We start from the raw sequence: 17,357 nt of genomic DNA on the forward strand, positions 1-17,357 counted from the left end.
CCGCATCATCCCCCTTTCCAAAGGGCGCATCGCGCCATATACCGCGCCCCATGTCCGATATATCGCCTTCACCCCTCGCCAATCGCCCTGCCCTGCCGCCTGAAATCGGGCGCAGACGCACCTTTGCGATCATTTCACACCCAGACGCGGGCAAGACCACGCTGACCGAGAAATTCTTGCTCTATGGCGGTGCTATTCAAATGGCGGGTCAAGTGCGCGCCAAAGGCGAAGCACGGCGCACGCGCTCGGACTTTATGAAAATGGAACAGGATCGCGGCATCTCGGTCTCGGCATCGGCCATGTCCTTTGACTACCGCGAGTTCCGCTTTAACCTTGTGGACACCCCCGGCCACAGCGATTTCTCAGAGGATACCTACCGCACGCTTACGGCGGTGGATGCCGCCATCATGGTGATTGATGGGGCCAAGGGCGTAGAAAGCCAGACCCAAAAACTCTTTGAGGTTTGCCGCTTGCGCGATTTGCCCATCCTCACCTTCTGCAACAAGATGGATCGCGAAAGCCGCGACACATTCGAAATCATTGACGAAATCCAAGAGAACCTCGCGATTGATGTGGCCCCCGCCAGTTGGCCCATTGGGATGGGGCGCGATTTCTTGGGATGCTACGACCTGATCCATGATCGGCTTGAATTGATGGATCGCGCAGATCGCAACCGCGTTGCCGAAACGGTCAAGATGAGTGGGCTAGATGACCCCAAACTGGCCGATCACATCCCCGAAGCACAGTTGGCCAAGCTGCGCGAAGAAATCGAGATGGCGCGCGAATTGCTCCCCGCCTTTGACCGCGCCACATTCCTTGCGGGTGCGATGACCCCGATTTGGTTCGGCTCGGCCATCAACTCATTTGGGGTGCGGGAATTAATGGAAGGCATTGCCGAATTCGGCCCCGCGCCACAGGTGCAAACGGCCGATCCGCGCGAAATTGCGCCAGAAGAAGGCAAGGTTACGGGCTTCGTGTTCAAAGTTCAGGCCAATATGGACCCAAAACACCGCGATCGCGTGGCCTTTATTCGTTTGGCGTCAGGACATTTTGAGCGGGGCATGAAACTGCATCATGTGCGCTCTAAGAAACCGATGGCTGTATCCAACCCTGTGCTCTTCCTCGCCGCTGACCGCGAATTGGCAGAAGAGGCATGGGCAGGCGACATCATCGGCATTCCCAATCACGGGCAGTTGCGCATCGGGGATGCCCTGACCGAAGGGGAGGCGCTACGCTTTACAGGGATACCCAGTTTCGCGCCTGAATTGTTGCAAGTGGCGCGCGCAGGCGACCCGATGAAGGCCAAACACCTTGAAAAGGCGCTTATGCAATTCGCCGAAGAAGGGGCTGCAAAAATCTTTAAACCACAGCTTGGCTCAGGTTTTATCGTGGGTGTCGTGGGCGCGCTGCAATTTGAGGTTCTCGCCAGTCGAATAGAACTGGAATATGGCCTGCCCGTGCGCTTTGAAGCCAGCCAATTCACATCGGCCCGTTGGGTTCATGGCGCGCGCGACAAGGTCGATGCATTTGCGACCGCCAATAAACAACATATGGCGGTCGATAATGATGGCGACCCTGTGTATCTGACGCGCCTGCAATGGGACATTGATCGTGTCGAACGCGACTACCCCGATGTGCGGCTCTCGGCGACCAAGGAATTGATGGTTTAACACCCCGTTTGACCCTTGCCGTGGTTTCAGCTAAATGCTTGTTCATTCTTGGCAATCTGGCCAAGGATCACGCCGCGGAGCGCGCGAGGATATGCGCTCCTTCACATATGCCAGTTGAGACTGGCCAGAACGGACGCATATGACCAAATTCACCGATCTAAACCTCAATCCGAAGGTTCTGAAAGCTATATCTGAAGCAGGGTATGAAACCCCAACCCCCATTCAGGCAGGCGCGATCCCCCCCGCATTGGAAGGGCGCGATGTTTTGGGGATTGCCCAGACGGGCACAGGCAAAACCGCCAGTTTCACATTGCCCATGATCACGCTTCTGGCACGGGGGCGGGCACGGGCGCGGATGCCACGCAGCCTTGTTCTTTGTCCCACCCGCGAATTGGCGGCACAGGTGGCCGAAAATTTCGACACCTACACCAAGCATCTGAAACTGACCAAGGCGCTGCTGATTGGCGGCGTATCATTTAAAGAGCAAGACCTTCTGATTGATCGGGGTGTCGATGTTCTGATCGCCACACCAGGCCGTCTGTTGGATCATTTCGAGCGCGGCAAACTGTTGTTGACGGGCGTTCAGATCATGGTGGTGGATGAGGCCGACCGCATGTTGGATATGGGCTTTATCCCCGATATTGAGCGGATTTTCTCGCTGACGCCCTTCACGCGCCAAACTTTCTTTTTCTCTGCCACGATGGCCCCCGAGATTGAGCGTATCACATCAACATTTTTGTCGAATCCCGCGCGGATCGAAGTGGCGCGCCAATCCACGACATCCGACACAATCACGCAGGCGTTGTTTTCTTTCAAACCCACCCGCCGCGACACAAGCGCGAAAGAAAAGCGCACCATGCTGCGCGCCGCGATTGCCGCAGAGGGCGAGGGCTGCACAAATGCCATCATCTTCTGCAATCGCAAGGTGGATGTCGATATAGTCGCAAAATCTTTGAAGAAACACGGGCTGGATGCCGCCCCTATTCATGGCGATTTGGATCAATCGCAACGCATGCGCACCTTGGATGGGTTCCGCGAAGGAAGCCTTCGCTTTCTTGTGGCCTCAGATGTGGCCGCGCGTGGGCTTGATGTGCCAAGCGTAAGCCATGTGTTCAATTATGATGTCCCTTCCCACGCCGAGGATTACGTTCATCGTATTGGCCGCACGGGCCGCGCGGGGCGTAAGGGCCGCGCAATCACCATCGCGGTGCCTGCAGATGAAAAATATCTCACGGCGATTGAGGCCTTGATTGGCAAGCCCATTCCGACTGATGAGCCCCTGCCATGGAGCCCCACAAGCGCGCAAAAGCCGCATGAAGCGGACGCGGCGAATGATGACCGCGACAAGCCACGCCGCAGCCGCGGGGGGCGTGGTCGCCGCAAGCCGCACGAGGGCGATGAGGGCAGCACAGCAAAGACTGAAACAAAGACCGAAGCGCCCAAAGAGGGCCCCGAAGACAACACCCCGCCCCAGCCAACGCCGAGCAGCACGGCGCCGCGCCCCGAGCGCAACCATGACCGCCATGAGCGCGGCGGACGCAATCGCGGCGGACAAGGTGGTGGACATCGTGTTGTTGGCATGGGTGAGCATTTACCAAGCTTTATCGCGCTCAGCTTTGAAGAACGCCGCGGGCCAAGCAGCAGCTATGTCTCTGCCGATGCAGAGGATGAGCAGAGCCAAGCTGAGGCGCAAGAGATAGAGACGCCAGTGGCCGCCACTGAGGAGGCCCCAAAGCCAAAGCGCAAGCGCAGCCCACGCAAACCTAAAGAAAAACCAGAGGCGGCAGGGACAGAAACCCCCGCCGAAGCAGTATCAGAAGAATAAAAAACGCCCCAGCTTGGGGCGTTTTTTTATTCCGCAACAAGGCGGCTGATGATCACGCTGACCTCTGGCTTTTTGCCGATTTCAGCCTGAACAGATTGGCGGATGGCGCGGCGCACCGCCTCTTCAATCTTGTCGTCATCACGGGTGATCTTGCGATCCAGACGCGGCAGAAGATCGGCCAATTCATCCTCGAGCATCTCGGTTAAACTGCCATGGCCATTGCGCAAATGATCTGGCAGACCACGCAGCTCGACCCATGCATCTTCAATCAAGCTGTCATCCTCATCGACAATCAGCGCCGCAATCACGAGGCCGTTTAGGGCCAGTTTCATGCGATCACGGATCACCCCGTCATAGGCGCCCACCCGTGTGCTGCCATCTAGGTAATCGCGCGCGACCTCGACATATTCCACCGCAGCGGGCGCATTGCCCGACAATTCCAACATTGTGCCATTTGGCGCTACAAGGCCAAGCATTCCCTTTTCCGTGGCAAGCCGCGCATGTTCGCGCAAATGGCGGAATTCACCATGATTGGGCACAAGGATACGTGGACGCAAAATATCATGCATCTTTTCCAAATCGGGGCGATTGGCATGGCCCGACACATGGAAAAAGCCTGATTGTTCATCCACAATCTCTACCCCGATTTCTGCAAGCGCGTTTTGAATACGCCCCACGGAAACCTCATTGCCCGGAATTGTTTTGGATGAGAACAGGAACATGTCGCCCTCTTTCAGCTCCATCCCCAAATAAGAGCCGCGCGATAGGGCCGCCGAGGCTGCCCGCCGTTCCCCCTGACTGCCTGTCACAATCAGCATGAGGTTTTCGCGTGGGATATCGCGGGCCTCCTCAACTGCCACGGTCGAGGGGAAATCAGTCAGCACGCCCGCCTCGACCGAGGCGCGGATCATGCGTTGCATTGCACGGCCCAGCAGACAGACGGAACGGCCATTGGCCACCGCGGCATCGGCCAAGGTTTTCACCCGCGCAACATTGGAGGCAAAGGTGGTCGCCACCATCATACCCCGCGCGCGCCCAATCAGCGCTGTGATGGGTTCTGGCAACTGGCTTTCGCTGCGCCCCTCATGGCGCGAAAACACATTGGTGCTGTCGCAGATATAAGCCAAGACCCCCTTCCCTGCGATCTCGCCCCACATGGCTTCGTCAAAGGGTTCGCCGACCATCGGGTTCGTGTCGATTTTGAAATCACCCGAATGCACCACACGGCCATGTTCAGTGTCGATAACAAGGCCCGAGCTTTCAGGGATGGAATGCGAGACGGGGGCAAATTGCACCTTGAACGGGCCTGCTTCCACCACTTCGGGATAGGCCCCAACGACCCGCACCTGATCAGGGTCGTGACCCGCCTCCTCCAATTTGCGGCGCGCATGGATGGCCGTGAAATTACGGGCGTAAACAGGCGCGCGCAGGCGCCCCCACAAATGGCCAAGGGCGCCAACGTGATCTTCATGGGCGTGGGTGATGAAAATCCCCTCAAGGCGATCTGCGCGTTCTTCCAACCACGCGATATCAGGCAGGATCAGGTCAACGCCCGGTTGACCATCCATGTCGGGAAAGCTGACGCCGCAATCGACAAGGATTAAACGCTCCGCACCTTGTTCTCCAACACCATAGACATATGCGTTCATTCCGATCTCACCTGCCCCGCCAAGGGGAAGATAGATCAGCCTGTTTCGATCGCTCATCAGCTTGCCTGTTCCTCGTTATATTTATGGATCACGGTCAGACCATGCATGGTCAGATCATCTTCGATCCTGTCAAACAACACATCGCCCGTAGAGAAGAGCGGCGCAAGCCCCCCTGTCCCAACTATCCGCATCGGGCGGTCGCGCTCGGCGCGAATGCGGTCACAAATACCACGCACAAGGCCCACATAGCCCCAAAACACGCCCGACTGCATGCAGGCCACCGTATTGGTGCCAATCACCGATTGCGGTTTTGTCACATCCACATGGGGCAAGGCGGCGGCTGCGTGATGCAATGCTTCAAGGCTAAGGTTTACGCCAGGCGCGATAACACCACCCACATAAGCGCCATCTTCGGCCACAACGTCAAAGGTGGTTGCTGTGCCAAAATCCACCACAATCAAATCGCCGCCATGGCGATCATAGGCGCCCGCGGTATTGACCAAGCGGTCAGGCCCCACTTGCGTGCCTGCATCCACCCGTGGCGGCACAGGCAAGAGACACTCAGATTTACCAACCACAAGCGGGCGGCAGTCGAAATAGCGATCACACAACACGCGCAAGTTAAAGACCACGCGTGGCACAGTTGAGGAGATAATCACCGCGTCAATCTTGGGTTTTAGCCCATAATGATCCATCAGGGTCGAATACCAAACGTAATATTGATCTGCGGTGCGTTGATGCTCGGTTGCGGTGCGTAATGTGCACAGAAATTGCGCGCCATCCCATAGGGAAAACACTGTATTCGTATTGCCGCAATCCACGCAAAGAAGCATCTCGCACGCCCCCTAAAAATAAATATCCGCCGCCGCAATGGCACAAGGCCCGCTTGGCGTGGTTAATATCAGATTACCAGTTTCATCGACATCGTCAAAAACACCACGAATGTCCCGATTGGGCAAACGCGCCAAAATGACTTCGCCGCGCTTGGCGGCGTGGGTCAACCATGCGGCGCGCACAGGGGCAAAACCCTGCTGAGAGATCTGCGCCTCCCAGTGAGCCATGCGCGGGGTCAGGTGATCTAAAAATGTTTCAGGGTCTGGGCATTGGCCTGCAACGCTGAACAGATCAATAGGCGCAAGCGCGCCCTCCTCAAGGCCCGCCACATCTGGGCTGTGCCGAAGGTTCACACCGATGCCAATCACCAAATGCCCCTGCTGGCCCGCAGCGACCCCGTGGCTTTGCAGCAGGATGCCCGCGATTTTCTGACCATGAAGCAGCACATCATTGGGCCATTTTAAGGTCAATGCGTCAGGCGCCACATAACTGGCCAAAGCATCGCGCAAGGCCAGCGCCGCGGTGAACGAGCGCAAAGCTGCCTCTTGCGGGGGGCAGTTGAGTGGCAGGATGAGTGAGGCTGTGAAGTTACCACGGGGGGCGCGCCATGCCCGCCCCCGCCGACCATATCCCGCGTCTTGGGTATGGGCCAAAATCCATGTGGGTCGCTCTAGCGGCGCGGCGCGCAAGCGCCGCTCCGCTTCGGCCATGGTGCTGTCGACACGGGCCAAAATGACCCGTTCAACCGCCGTGCTGTCAGCGCACAAGTGCCTGCGCCGCGTTGGCCGCCAAGTGGTCAATCCCGAACAAATTCACAATGCCCGCAATCATGACCACAGCGGAAATCGTCAGGCCCAAGAATTGGATGATCGACATCCGCCCATCTAGGCCTTCGCGCGGTTCGCCAAAATACATGAAATAGACGATACGCAAATAATAGTAGGCGCCTATTACAGAGGCGATGACCCCTGCCACGGCCAACCAAACCAAGCCTGCATCAACAGCCGCGACCAAGACCGCGTATTTCGCGAAAAAGCCCAACATGGGTGGGACACCCGCGAGACTGAACATCAGCACCAAAACCGCCAAGGCCTGACCCGATTGCGCGGTGGCATAGCCATTCAAGGCAGAGATATCGGTGACGGGGTATCCATCTTTCTCCATCGACATGATGAAGGAGAACACACCAATATTCATGGTCACATAGATCGCCATATAGATCAGCATCGCCTCGACACCCTGCCCCGTGCCAGACGCCAGACCCATCAGGGCAAAACCCATATGCCCGATGGAAGAATAAGCCATCAGGCGTTTGATATCGGTTTGGCCAATCGCTGCAATGGCCCCGACAAACATCGACAAAACCGCCAAGGCCGCAACGATCTGCTGCCAATCGGAAATGACCATGCCAAAGGCATCGTAGACGACACGGGCAAATAGGCCCATTGCGGCCATTTTCGGGGCAGTTGCGAAAAGGGCTGTCACAGGTGTGGGTGCGCCCTCATAAACATCAGGTGTCCACATATGGAACGGGGCCGCTGATACTTTGAAGGCCAGACCTGCCGCCATAAAGACAAGGCCAAACACCATGCCCAAAGACATACCCCCCATCGAGGCCTCGATGATGCCCGCAAAAAGCGTAGTTCCCGCAAAGCCGTAAACGAGGGACGCGCCATAGAGCAAAAGACCCGAGGAAAGAGCGCCAAGCACGAAATATTTAAGGCCTGCCTCGGTTGAGCGCACGCTGTCACGGCGCAAGGCGGCAACCACATAAAGGGCTAGGGATTGCAGCTCCAACCCCATGTAAAGCACGATCAAGTCGCCAGCGGACACCATGATCATCATGCCAACAACCGCCAAGGTGACAATCATCGGATATTCAAACCGACCAAGGCCCGATTTCTGCATCGCCTCTTGGCCTACGATCAAAATTGCCGCCGCGGACAAAAGGATCACAATTTTGGCAAAGCGCGCAAAATCATCAACCACGATCATGCCACCAAAGCTGCTTGCATCGCCTTGACCTGTTGCCGCGACATAGAGCGCCATAATGGCGAAAACTGCGGCGGTCGCGTAGGTTAACGCAGGCGCCATGCCATCTTTGGTGGTGTAAACAGCCAACATCAGCCCCGCCATCGCATAGATGGACAGGACAATCTCTGGGATCAAAACTGCGAGGTCTGCGCCGATCATTAGAAATTCCTCAATGGCTGGCTGCAAGCGCAGTTGCGGGGGCAAACTCCGCAACGCTTGTGTGATAATTCGACAAAAGCGCCTCTACCGAGGGGCCAATAATATCGGTGACGAGGCTCGGATAGACACCCAATAGAATGGTCATCACCACCAATGGCGCGAAAATCGCCTTTTCGCGCGCGGTCATGTCGGTGATGGATTTCAGGCTTTCCTTGATCAGGTCACCAAACACCACGCGGCGATAGAGCCATAGCGCATAGGCCGCCGACAAGATCACGCCTGTTGCCGCCAAAAGCCCAATCAGCGTGTTCACATGGAAAACACCCATCAAGGTCAGGAATTCGCCGACAAAGCCCGATGTGCCAGGAAGGCCCACATTGGCCATGGTGAACAGCATGAACACCGCCGCATAAGCGGGCATCCGATTTACCAGACCACCATAAGCGTCAATCTCACGCGTGTGCATGCGATCATAGATCACGCCAACACAGAGGAACAACGCCCCCGAAACAAAGCCGTGGCTGATCATTTGGAAAATGGCGCCATCTACACCTTGTTGATTGGCGGCGAAAATCCCCATCGTCACATATCCCATATGCGCAACCGATGAGTAAGCGATCAGCTTTTTCATGTCTTCTTGCACCATCGCGACCAGTGAGGTGTAGATGATCGCAATCACAGACATCCAAAGCACCAATGGCGCCATGATGTCAGAGGCAACTGGGAACATTGGCAAGCTAAAGCGCAAGAAACCGTATCCGCCCATCTTCAGCAGGATTGCCGCCAGAACCACAGAGCCTGCGGTTGGCGCCTGAACGTGCGCATCGGGCAACCATGTATGGACAGGCCACATTGGCATTTTGACCGCAAAGGACGCGAAGAAAGCAAGCCAAAGCAACATCTGCATCCCACCTGCAATCTGCCATCCAAAGAGGCTGATGCCTGCCGCCGAGAATTCATGTGTCAGCAATGTTGGGATATCGGTGGTGCCGGCATCGATATACATCGCCACCATCGCCACCAGCATCAGCACCGAGCCAAGGAAGGTGTAGAGGAAGAATTTGAACGCCGCATAGATGCGGTTTTTGCCGCCCCAAATCCCAATAATCAGGAACATCGGGATCAGGCCCGCTTCGAAGAACAGGTAGAACAGCACCAAATCCAATGCCACAAAGACGCCGATCATCAGGCTTTCGAGAACCAAAAGCGCGATCATGTATTCTTTGACGCGATGCTCTACGCCCCAACAGGCAGCGATTGTAATGGGCATCAAGAATGTGGTCAGCAGAACGAATAGCACGCTGATCCCGTCTACGCCCAATTTATAGCTGAGGCCAAAGAGCCATTCGCGTTCTTCCACCATTTGGAAGCCCGTGTCATTCGCATCGAATTGCACAAGGATCGCCAAGGAGATCAGGAAGGTTGCGGTCGTGGCTGCCAGCGCCAAACGCTTGGCTCCAAGCTGTGCCGCCTCATCCTCGCCGCGCAAAAACAGCGCAAGGATGAGGGCCGCAACCATAGGCAGGAAGGTGACGATGGAAAGTAAGTTGTCCATGGAAATCCCTTAGCCTCCGATCGAAAGGCTGATCCATGTGATCAGTGCTACCACACCGACCACCATGGCAAATGCATAATGGAAAACGTAACCCGACTGCGCACGCCCTGCGAGGCGGGTTAGGAAGGGGATGATCCCAAGGGCAAGGCCGTTGATCCCCCCGTCAATGATTTTGGTATCGCCAAGCTTCCAAAAGACACGGCCAATCGCCTGAGCAGGGCGCACAAAGACCGCGTCATAAATCTCGTCAAAATACCACTTGTTCAGCAAGAACAGATAAAGCGGGCGGTTGACCGCTGCCCAACGGGCAGGAAGGCTTGGGACAGCGATGTAAAAGATATAAGCCACAAGAAGCCCGCCCAACATCGCGATAAACGGCGCAACTTTGACCCATTTGGGCACTTCATGCGCGTCACTGAGAACCGTGTTATCCGGGGCTTGGTGAATGGCCCCTTCACCAGGTGCGCCCGTAAAGACGTAGTGATGTTCAGCTTCGGCTGTGCCCTCATGCGTGGCGGCATGGGTGGCATCATGACCTGCTTCGGCCATGGCCGCATCGGTGTGACCTTCGGTGCCATGGGTTGCATCCCCTTCACCATGGGCCATCGCCTCAGCATAGGGGACGCCAAAGAATTTACCGACCTCATCTGGATGCCCAAAGAACGGCTTCAGCCAGATCATACCGGCAAACACCGCACCAAAGGCCAGAACGCCAAGCGGGATCAACATCACCACAGGGCTTTCATGTGCGTGATCATGCGTGTGCTTGTCACCCCGCGGAGTGCCAAAGAAGGTGAGGAACATCAAACGCCATGAATAGAAGCTGGTGAAGGCAGCAGCGATCACCAACATCCAGAAGGCGTAATGGCCCAAACCACCGCCAAAGGCATAGGCGCTTTCAATCACCGCGTCTTTGGACAGGAACCCTGCAAAGCCATAATAGGTCAGCGGGATACCAACGCCCGTGATAGCCAATGTGCCAATCAGCATGGCCGCGAATGTATAGGGGATCTTCTTCCGCAATCCGCCGTAATTGCGCATATCCTGCTCATGATGCATCGCGTGGATGACCGAGCCCGCGCCAAGGAACAGCATGGCCTTGAAGAATGCGTGGGTAAAGAGGTGGAACATCGCCACCGAATAAACCCCAACCCCTGCCGCAACGAACATATATCCCAATTGCGAACAGGTGGAATAGGCGATGACGCGCTTGATATCGTTCTGCACCAACCCAACCGTGGCCGCAAAGAACGCGGTCAGCGCGCCAAGGATGATGATGAAGTTTGTAGCATAGGGGGCGTATTCCATAATCGGCGACATACGGCAGACCAAGAAGACCCCCGCCGTCACCATGGTTGCAGCGTGGATCAGCGCGGATACAGGGGTCGGGCCTTCCATCGCGTCAGGCAACCATGTGTGCAGCAAGAGCTGCGCCGATTTCCCCATCGCGCCGATGAACAACAGCATTGCGATTGTATTGGCGGCATTTACCTCAAAACCGAGGAAGGCAAAGCTTTGCTCTGCCAATTCCGCACCCATCGGCAAAATCACATCGAATTGGATCGAGTCCGCCATCCAATACAGACCGAAGATCCCCAACAGGAAGCCGAAATCGCCAACGCGGTTGACGATAAAGGCCTTCATCGCCGCCGCACCTGCGCTTGGCTTGCGGAAGTAGAAGCCAATCAAAAGATAGGAGGCGACCCCGACCCCTTCCCACCCGAAAAAGAGTTGCAACAGGTTATCCGCGGTCACCAGCATCAGCATGGCAAAAGTGAAGAACGACAGATAGGCAAAGAACCGCGGGCGATAACTTTCGCCTTCGCGGAAATTGTCGTCATGCGCCATGTAGCCAAAGGAATAAAGATGCACCAGCGCCGAGACAGAGGTGATCACAATCAACATAATCGCCGTCAAGCGATCAATGCGAATGGCCCAATCCGTGAACAGGCTGCCTGATTCCACCCAACGCAGGATTGAGATGGAATAGGTTTCGCCATCAAACCCGATGAACACGGCCCAAGACAGGATCATCGACAAGAACAAAAGCGCGGTTGCAATGATGCAGGCGAGTTGTTCACCAAACCACCGCCAGCCAAAGCCAGCCAAAAGCGCGCCGATGAGCGGTGCAAAAAGCAGGATCGTTTCCATCGGCTCAGCCCTTCATATTCGAAACATCTTCAACCGCGATGGTGCCACGGTTGCGGAAGAAACAGACAAGGATCGCAAGACCAATCGCGGCCTCTGCCGCGGCGACTGTCAGGACGAACATGGTAAAGACCTGACCCGTCAAATCCCCCAAATAGGAGGAAAAGGCGACAAGGTTGATATTCACCGATAGCAAAATCAATTCGACTGACATCAGGATTACGATGACATTCTTCCGATTGAGGAAGATGCCAAAAATCCCGATCACAAAGAGCGCAGCCGCCACCGTCAGGTAGTGTTCCAGTCCGATCGTCATCTCGTCCCTCCGAGGGGGTTTCCCTCATGGTCATTCAATATTCTGCGGGGCCAAAAGCCCCGCTTATGTCACAGCCCTTGACCAGGCTTTACGTCTTTTAGTTCCATCGCTTTCGCAGGATCACGATACATTTGTGCCAAGACATTCTGGCGTTTGACGTCTACGCGGTGGCGCAGCGTCAGAACAATCGCGCCCACCATCGCAACCAACAAAACCAAACCTGCCAATTGGAACACCAACAGGTAATGATCATAAAGGATCATCCCCAAAGCTTTGGTGTTGTGCATCTGATCAATTGCGGGGGTTGGGTTGCCAAGGCGAGTATCAATCCCGTCTGAAAAGGCCCATGTGCCATAGGCAAGGCCCAGTTGGATCAACAAAACCACACCAATCAAAAGCGCGAGTGGCATATATTGCGCCATTCCCGCCTTAAGTTCGGCGAAATCGACATCCAACATCATCACCACAAAGAGGAACAACACCGCCACCGCGCCCACATAAACAATGATCAGCAACATCGCGACAAATTCAGCGCCCAAAAGGACGAACAAACCCGCCGCAGACAGGAAGCTGAGGATCAGCCACAGAACCGAATGCACGGGGTTGCGGGCCAGCACCACCAAAAGTGCTGCGGCAACCAGAACGGTTGAAAACGCATAGAAGGTGATATCGGCCACGCCCATATTTCAGTCCTCGCCTTCGTCAATGGCCGCTTTGGCCAGTTCCATCGCTTTGTTCATCGCAGGCACACCGCCAAACATCGCGGCCATGCCAATGGTCTCAGCAATCTCTTGCGGGCTTGCCCCTGCCTCGACCGCGTGGCGCACCGTCATACGGATTTGCGCCTCGGCCAATGCGCCCTGAACGGTCAGACCATGCAGGGTCAAAAGCAGCCGCGTTTTCGCGTCCAAACCCCCAGGATTGAATTGCTTTCCAAAGAAAGCCTCCATCATTTCGGCGGGCATGGTGGGCCACAGTTTATCAAGATTTGACGCAGTAATATTCGCCATGGCGGGGTTAACCGCCTTGAGGAAGTCCTGTGTCATCTCTTGCGTTTGGCGCATCAATGCCTCGAAAGGGTTCTGGGGGGACTCGTTACTCATTTTACACACTCACAGGTTCGGACTTACCGATACGGCGCGTCCAACTCTAGGTTGCGGGCAATTTCCGCTTCCCATCTCTCACCATTGGCCAGAAGTTTGGCCTTGTCGTAATACAGTTCTTCACGGGTTTCCGTGGCGAATTCGAAATTCGGCCCTTCAACAATCGCATCCACAGGGCAAGCCTCTTGGCAGAAACCGCAATAGATGCATTTTGTCATATCGATATCGTAGCGCGTGGTGCGGCGGCTGCCGTCCTCGCGGGGTTCAGCGTCAATCGTAATCGCCTGTGCGGGGCAAATCGCCTCGCATAATTTACACGCGATGCAGCGTTCTTCGCCATTAGGATAGCGGCGCAGCGCATGTTCACCGCGAAAACGCGGCGACAACGGCCCCTTTTCATGCGGATAATTGACGGTCGCTTTGGGGGCAAAGAAATACTTAAAGCCCAGCTTGAAGCCCTTAAAAAAGTCGACCAGCAAGAAATATTTTGCAGCGCGGGTATAATCGATCTGTGTCATCGTTCAGCCCCCAATTGCCCAACGGGCATATGCCCCACCAAAGAGTTCAAACTTTGCGAGGAAGGCGACCAAAACGACCCAAGCCAAAGACATAGGCAAGAACACTTTCCAACCGATGCGCATCAATTGGTCATAGCGGTAGCGCGGCACAACCGCCTTTACCATCGCGAAGAAGAAGAAGAATACGGCCATCTTGGCGACCATCCACAGCGCGCCATCTGCGACCCCTGGAATGGGCGACAGCCAACCGCCGAAGAACAACAGCGTCATCAGCGCGCACATCAAGAAAATTGCGATATATTCGCCGGCCATGAACAGCAAGAATGGTGTCGAAGAATATTCAACCTGATAGCCCGCGACCAGTTCCGATTCCGCTTCGGGCAGATCGAAGGGCGGGCGGTTGGTTTCGGCAAGCGCCGAGATGAAGAACAAAAACACCATCGGCAAATGCGGCAACCAATACCACGAGAACAGGCCGAAATCCCCGTCCTGCGCGCGCACGATATCGCCAAAGTTCAGCGATCCAGTCGAAATGATCACCCCAACGATGATCAGACCAATCGACACCTCATAAGAGATCATTTGCGCTGCCGAACGCAAAGAGCCAAGGAACGGATATTTCGAGTTGGACGCCCATCCCCCCATGATCACGCCATAAACCTCAAGCGAGGAAATCGCGAAAACATACAGGATTGCCACGTTCAAATCGGCCAAAACCCATGTATCGTTGAACGGGATCACCGCCCAAGCAATCATGGCCAAGACAAAACTGGTCATTGGCGCCAGAAGGAATACGGGGCGATCCGCACCTGCGGGGATCACGACCTCCTTCACGACATATTTCAGCGCATCGGCCACGGTCTGCAACAGGCCGAACACACCCACCACATTGGGGCCGCGGCGCATCTGAACAGCCGCCCAGATTTTGCGGTCGCCATAAACAAGGAAAAGTAGCGAAACCATCACAAAGCCGATCACAAGCAAACATTGTGCTGCGATGATCAGCATCATTCCGGGCGTGGTTGATAAGAAACCGTCCATGTCGTCCTCAAACCGTCGGTATGCCGTTATCCTGACAGGCCGCAACGATGACTTCTGCATCTATCGTCTGCGACCCGAGCGGGAGCGATGGCGAGATGGTGTAAACCGCATCTCCGCGCCAAATGCCACCCTCTTCGTATACATTTGTGCGCACATGTCGCGCAAAACCATATCCGCGGATCAGCGCATATTGCGCTGCCGCACATTTGGCATAGTCCTCGACATTACTTGTCGTGGCCGCGCCTGACATTTGCACGATGAAATTCACCAAGTCGTCGTCCAGTAGTCTTGTCTCTACACCGTCATAAAAAGCGGGTGGCCCTTGATCGTAACGCGGAATGGTCTGGCATCCCGCAAGGCCTAAGCCCGCCCATATCAGCCCCGCGATCATCATAGAACCCCGTTTCGAGATAATATGATGTAAATCGCGGAACATCATTTCTTCATTCAGCCGCCAGTGCGGCCGCATTACGCGCCTTTGCATTCGCCGATAGCTCGGCCATCAATTGGCTGGCACGGGCAATCGGGTTGGTTAGGTAATGATCTGCAATGGCCGATTTGAAATCTGCCTTGCCCAAGGCCTTTTGCGTCAGAGCCGCGCCTGAATTTGCGGGCAACTCGTCCACCATAGCCAAATGCGGCACGGCTTTCACCAAGGCCTGACGCAATTGGGTTTGGGTGTCGTAAGGCAATGTCGCGCCCAATTCAGCGGAAAGCGCGCGCAAAATCGCCCAATTTTCCTTGGCCTCATTGGGCGGGAAATTCGCGCGCAGCGCCAATTGCGGACGCCCCTCGGTGTTTACGAAGAGGCCATTTTCTTCGGTATAAGCCGCAGCAGGCAGAATGACATCCGCACGATGCGCGCCACGATCCCCATGGCTGCCTTGATAGATAACAAAGGCACCATCGGCGATCTCAACCTCATCTGCGCCGAGGTTATAGATGACATCCGCATCTTTTACCGCGGCGGTCAGCCCCCCCTTGGTAACAGCGCCCACATCCATCGCGCCCACGCGGGCCGCGGCCGTGTGCAAGACCAAGAGGCCCGATTTGGTTTTCTCAGCCAAGGCTTGCGCTGCGGCCAAAACCGCCTCGCCATCGGCCTCGCGCAGGGCGCCTTGGCCGATGATGACCAGTGATGCCTGCTTTGCGACCGCCCCTGCCGCACGGGACAAGGTTTTCTCCAAGGCCGCACGATCTGTGCCAAGATGTGCATAGTCATAGGTCAGATCAGCCGCTTCGCCGATCACCTCGACATTTGCGCCGCGCGCCCATGCTTTGCGAATCCGCGCATTGAGCACGGGGGCCTCGAGGCGGGGGTTGGTGCCAATGAGGATGATATGATCTGCGTGATCAATATCTTCAATCGCCGCTGTGCCCACATAGGTCGCGCGATTGGCTTCGGGCAATTTCGCGCCATCGGTGCGGCATTCTACAACGCCACCTTGACCCTCGATCATCTGTTTCATTGCGAAAATCGCCTCAACGGGGGCCAAATCACCCACGAGACCCGCAATTTTCTTAGCGCCTTTCAGCGCCTCGGCGGCTTTGGCCAAAGCCTCGCCCCACGTTGCTTTGCGCAATTTACCTTTTTCGCGGATATAGGGCACATCAAGCCGCTGGCGGCGCAGGCCATCCCACACAAAGCGGGTTTTATCCGAAATCCATTCCTCGTTCACGCCATCATGGTTGCGCGGCAGGATACGCATCACTTCGCGCCCTTTTGTATCCACGCGGATGTTGCTGCCAAGCGCGTCCATGACATCGATTGTCTCGGTCTTGCTCAACTCCCAAGGCCGCGCGGTAAAGGCATAAGGCTTGGAGGTCAGCGCGCCCACGGGGCACAGGTCGATAATGTTGCCCTGCAAGTTCGAATTCAGCGTTTCCCCAAGATAAGAGGTGATCTCTGCATCCTCGCCACGGCCTGTCTGGCCCATTTGGGTGATCCCTGCCACCTCAGTGGTGAAGCGCACGCAGCGCGTGCAGGAAATGCAGCGCGTCATATGGGTTTCGACCAAGGGGCCCAAATCCAAATCTTCTGAGGCACGTTTGGGTTCGCGATACCGGCTGAAATCCACGCCATAAGCCATGGCCTGATCTTGCAGATCACATTCACCGCCTTGGTCACAGATCGGGCAATCCAGCGGGTGGTTGATCAGAAGAAACTCCATCACCCCTTCGCGGGCCTTTTTGACCATAGGCGAATTGGTTTTCACCACAGGCGGCTGACCTTCGGGGCCAGGGCGCAAATCGCGCACCTGCATCGCGCAAGAGGCCGCAGGTTTGGGGGGGCCGCCTACAACCTCAACCAAACACATCCGGCAGTTGCCCGCGATGGAGAGGCGCTCGTGATAGCAGAAGCGCGGGATTTCGATTCCTGCCACTTCACAAGCTTGGATCAGGGTCATCGCCCCTTCCACCTCGATCTCATTCCCATCAATTACGATTTTTCTCAGGTCGCTCATGCGCGCGGTCCTTCGTTGGCCTCAGGGCGGGTCTGGAATT

The 17,357-nt window shown here is 56.0% G+C and carries 15 protein-coding genes; 2 read left to right on the forward strand and 13 right to left on the reverse strand.

Features of this window, described 5'->3' with window-relative positions; translation table 11 throughout:
- The first annotated feature begins 50 nt into the window (after positions 1–50).
- Both RYZ18_RS07890 and RYZ18_RS07895 read left to right on the forward strand, forming a co-directional pair.
- Positions 51–1,670, forward strand: a complete 1,620-nt coding sequence (locus RYZ18_RS07890) for a peptide chain release factor 3 (protein WP_317656034.1) — start codon at positions 51–53, stop codon at positions 1,668–1,670.
- Between the two features lie 139 nt (positions 1,671–1,809).
- Positions 1,810–3,495 (forward strand): DEAD/DEAH box helicase, encoded by a 1,686-nt coding sequence (locus RYZ18_RS07895; protein WP_317656036.1) that lies wholly within the window; start codon positions 1,810–1,812, stop codon positions 3,493–3,495.
- A gap of 26 nt (positions 3,496–3,521) precedes the next feature.
- Here RYZ18_RS07895 and RYZ18_RS07900 read toward each other — a convergent pair whose 3' ends face one another.
- The 13 genes from RYZ18_RS07900 to nuoG all read right to left on the reverse strand — a co-directional run bounded on the left by RYZ18_RS07900 (position 3,522) and on the right by nuoG (position 17,317).
- Entirely contained in the window at positions 3,522–5,201 is a 1,680-nt protein-coding gene (locus RYZ18_RS07900) for a ribonuclease J (protein ID WP_317656038.1), read from the reverse strand.
- On the reverse strand, positions 5,201–5,977 hold the full coding sequence (locus tag RYZ18_RS07905; protein WP_317656040.1) for a type III pantothenate kinase: 777 nt from the start codon (positions 5,975–5,977) through the stop codon (positions 5,201–5,203). The genes RYZ18_RS07900 and RYZ18_RS07905 overlap by 1 nt, the downstream gene beginning before the upstream one ends.
- Positions 5,978–5,989: 12 nt before the next feature.
- Positions 5,990–6,745: a biotin--[acetyl-CoA-carboxylase] ligase gene (locus RYZ18_RS07910; protein WP_317656042.1), complete on the reverse strand. Its 756-nt coding sequence runs from the start codon at positions 6,743–6,745 to the stop codon at positions 5,990–5,992.
- Positions 6,735–8,171, reverse strand: a complete 1,437-nt coding sequence (nuoN, locus tag RYZ18_RS07915) for an NADH-quinone oxidoreductase subunit NuoN (RefSeq protein WP_317656044.1) — start codon at positions 8,169–8,171, stop codon at positions 6,735–6,737. Before nuoN ends, RYZ18_RS07910 begins: the two co-directional genes overlap by 11 nt.
- Before the next feature lie 10 nt (positions 8,172–8,181).
- Positions 8,182–9,726 carry an NADH-quinone oxidoreductase subunit M gene (locus RYZ18_RS07920; protein WP_317656046.1) on the reverse strand — a complete coding sequence of 515 codons (1,545 nt, stop codon included), beginning with the start codon at positions 9,724–9,726 and terminating at the stop codon, positions 8,182–8,184.
- A gap of 9 nt (positions 9,727–9,735) precedes the next feature.
- Complete coding sequence (nuoL, locus tag RYZ18_RS07925; RefSeq protein ID WP_317656048.1) at positions 9,736–11,877, reverse strand: NADH-quinone oxidoreductase subunit L; 2,142 nt, start codon at positions 11,875–11,877, stop codon at positions 9,736–9,738.
- A gap of 4 nt (positions 11,878–11,881) precedes the next feature.
- Positions 11,882–12,190, reverse strand: coding sequence for an NADH-quinone oxidoreductase subunit NuoK (gene nuoK, locus RYZ18_RS07930; protein ID WP_317656049.1), 309 nt, complete (start codon positions 12,188–12,190; stop codon positions 11,882–11,884).
- 68 nt (positions 12,191–12,258) lie between these two features.
- The gene (locus RYZ18_RS07935; protein WP_317656051.1) at positions 12,259–12,873 is read right to left on the reverse strand and encodes an NADH-quinone oxidoreductase subunit J; all 615 of its coding nucleotides are present in this window, start codon (positions 12,871–12,873) and stop codon (positions 12,259–12,261) included.
- Positions 12,874–12,876: 3 nt separating this feature from the next.
- A complete protein-coding gene (locus tag RYZ18_RS07940) occupies positions 12,877–13,293 on the reverse strand; it encodes a carboxymuconolactone decarboxylase family protein (RefSeq protein ID WP_317656053.1) in 417 nt (138 codons plus the stop codon).
- Between the two features lie 23 nt (positions 13,294–13,316).
- Positions 13,317–13,811, reverse strand: a complete 495-nt coding sequence (gene nuoI / locus RYZ18_RS07945; protein ID WP_317656054.1) for an NADH-quinone oxidoreductase subunit NuoI — start codon at positions 13,809–13,811, stop codon at positions 13,317–13,319.
- A gap of 3 nt (positions 13,812–13,814) precedes the next feature.
- The gene (gene nuoH / locus RYZ18_RS07950) at positions 13,815–14,852 is read right to left on the reverse strand and encodes an NADH-quinone oxidoreductase subunit NuoH (RefSeq protein WP_317656056.1); all 1,038 of its coding nucleotides are present in this window, start codon (positions 14,850–14,852) and stop codon (positions 13,815–13,817) included.
- A 7-nt stretch (positions 14,853–14,859) separates the two neighbouring features.
- Entirely contained in the window at positions 14,860–15,246 is a 387-nt protein-coding gene (locus tag RYZ18_RS07955; RefSeq protein WP_317656686.1) for a hypothetical protein, read from the reverse strand.
- Between the two features lie 49 nt (positions 15,247–15,295).
- Complete coding sequence (gene nuoG, locus RYZ18_RS07960) at positions 15,296–17,317, reverse strand: NADH-quinone oxidoreductase subunit NuoG (protein WP_317656058.1); 2,022 nt, start codon at positions 17,315–17,317, stop codon at positions 15,296–15,298.
- Positions 17,318–17,357 lie beyond the last annotated feature (40 nt).

The organism is Roseovarius sp. 10 (assembly GCF_033100315.1).
Classification (GTDB): Bacteria; Pseudomonadota; Alphaproteobacteria; order Rhodobacterales; family Rhodobacteraceae; genus M30B80.

Excerpts from the sequence above, each read along its gene's own strand:
- RYZ18_RS07940 (WP_317656053.1), bottom strand. The coding sequence starts at position 13,293 with ATGAGTAACGAGTCCCCCCAGAACCCTTTCGAGGCATTGATGCGCCAA.
- nuoL (WP_317656048.1), bottom strand. The coding sequence starts at position 11,877 with ATGGAAACGATCCTGCTTTTTGCACCGCTCATCGGCGCGCTTTTGGCT.
- RYZ18_RS07905 (WP_317656040.1), bottom strand. The coding sequence starts at position 5,977 with ATGCTTCTTTGCGTGGATTGCGGCAATACGAATACAGTGTTTTCCCTA.
- nuoK (WP_317656049.1), bottom strand. The coding sequence starts at position 12,190 with ATGACGATCGGACTGGAACACTACCTGACGGTGGCGGCTGCGCTCTTT.
- RYZ18_RS07900 (WP_317656038.1), bottom strand. The coding sequence starts at position 5,201 with ATGAGCGATCGAAACAGGCTGATCTATCTTCCCCTTGGCGGGGCAGGT.
- nuoG (WP_317656058.1), bottom strand. The coding sequence starts at position 17,317 with ATGAGCGACCTGAGAAAAATCGTAATTGATGGGAATGAGATCGAGGTG.
- RYZ18_RS07920 (WP_317656046.1), bottom strand. The coding sequence starts at position 9,726 with ATGGACAACTTACTTTCCATCGTCACCTTCCTGCCTATGGTTGCGGCC.
- RYZ18_RS07955 (WP_317656686.1), bottom strand. The coding sequence starts at position 15,246 with ATGATGATCGCGGGGCTGATATGGGCGGGCTTAGGCCTTGCGGGATGC.
- RYZ18_RS07890 (WP_317656034.1), top strand. The coding sequence starts at position 51 with ATGTCCGATATATCGCCTTCACCCCTCGCCAATCGCCCTGCCCTGCCG.
- nuoN (WP_317656044.1), bottom strand. The coding sequence starts at position 8,171 with ATGATCGGCGCAGACCTCGCAGTTTTGATCCCAGAGATTGTCCTGTCC.
- nuoI (WP_317656054.1), bottom strand. The coding sequence starts at position 13,811 with ATGACACAGATCGATTATACCCGCGCTGCAAAATATTTCTTGCTGGTC.
- RYZ18_RS07895 (WP_317656036.1), top strand. The coding sequence starts at position 1,810 with ATGACCAAATTCACCGATCTAAACCTCAATCCGAAGGTTCTGAAAGCT.
- RYZ18_RS07935 (WP_317656051.1), bottom strand. The coding sequence starts at position 12,873 with ATGGGCGTGGCCGATATCACCTTCTATGCGTTTTCAACCGTTCTGGTT.
- nuoH (WP_317656056.1), bottom strand. The coding sequence starts at position 14,852 with ATGGACGGTTTCTTATCAACCACGCCCGGAATGATGCTGATCATCGCA.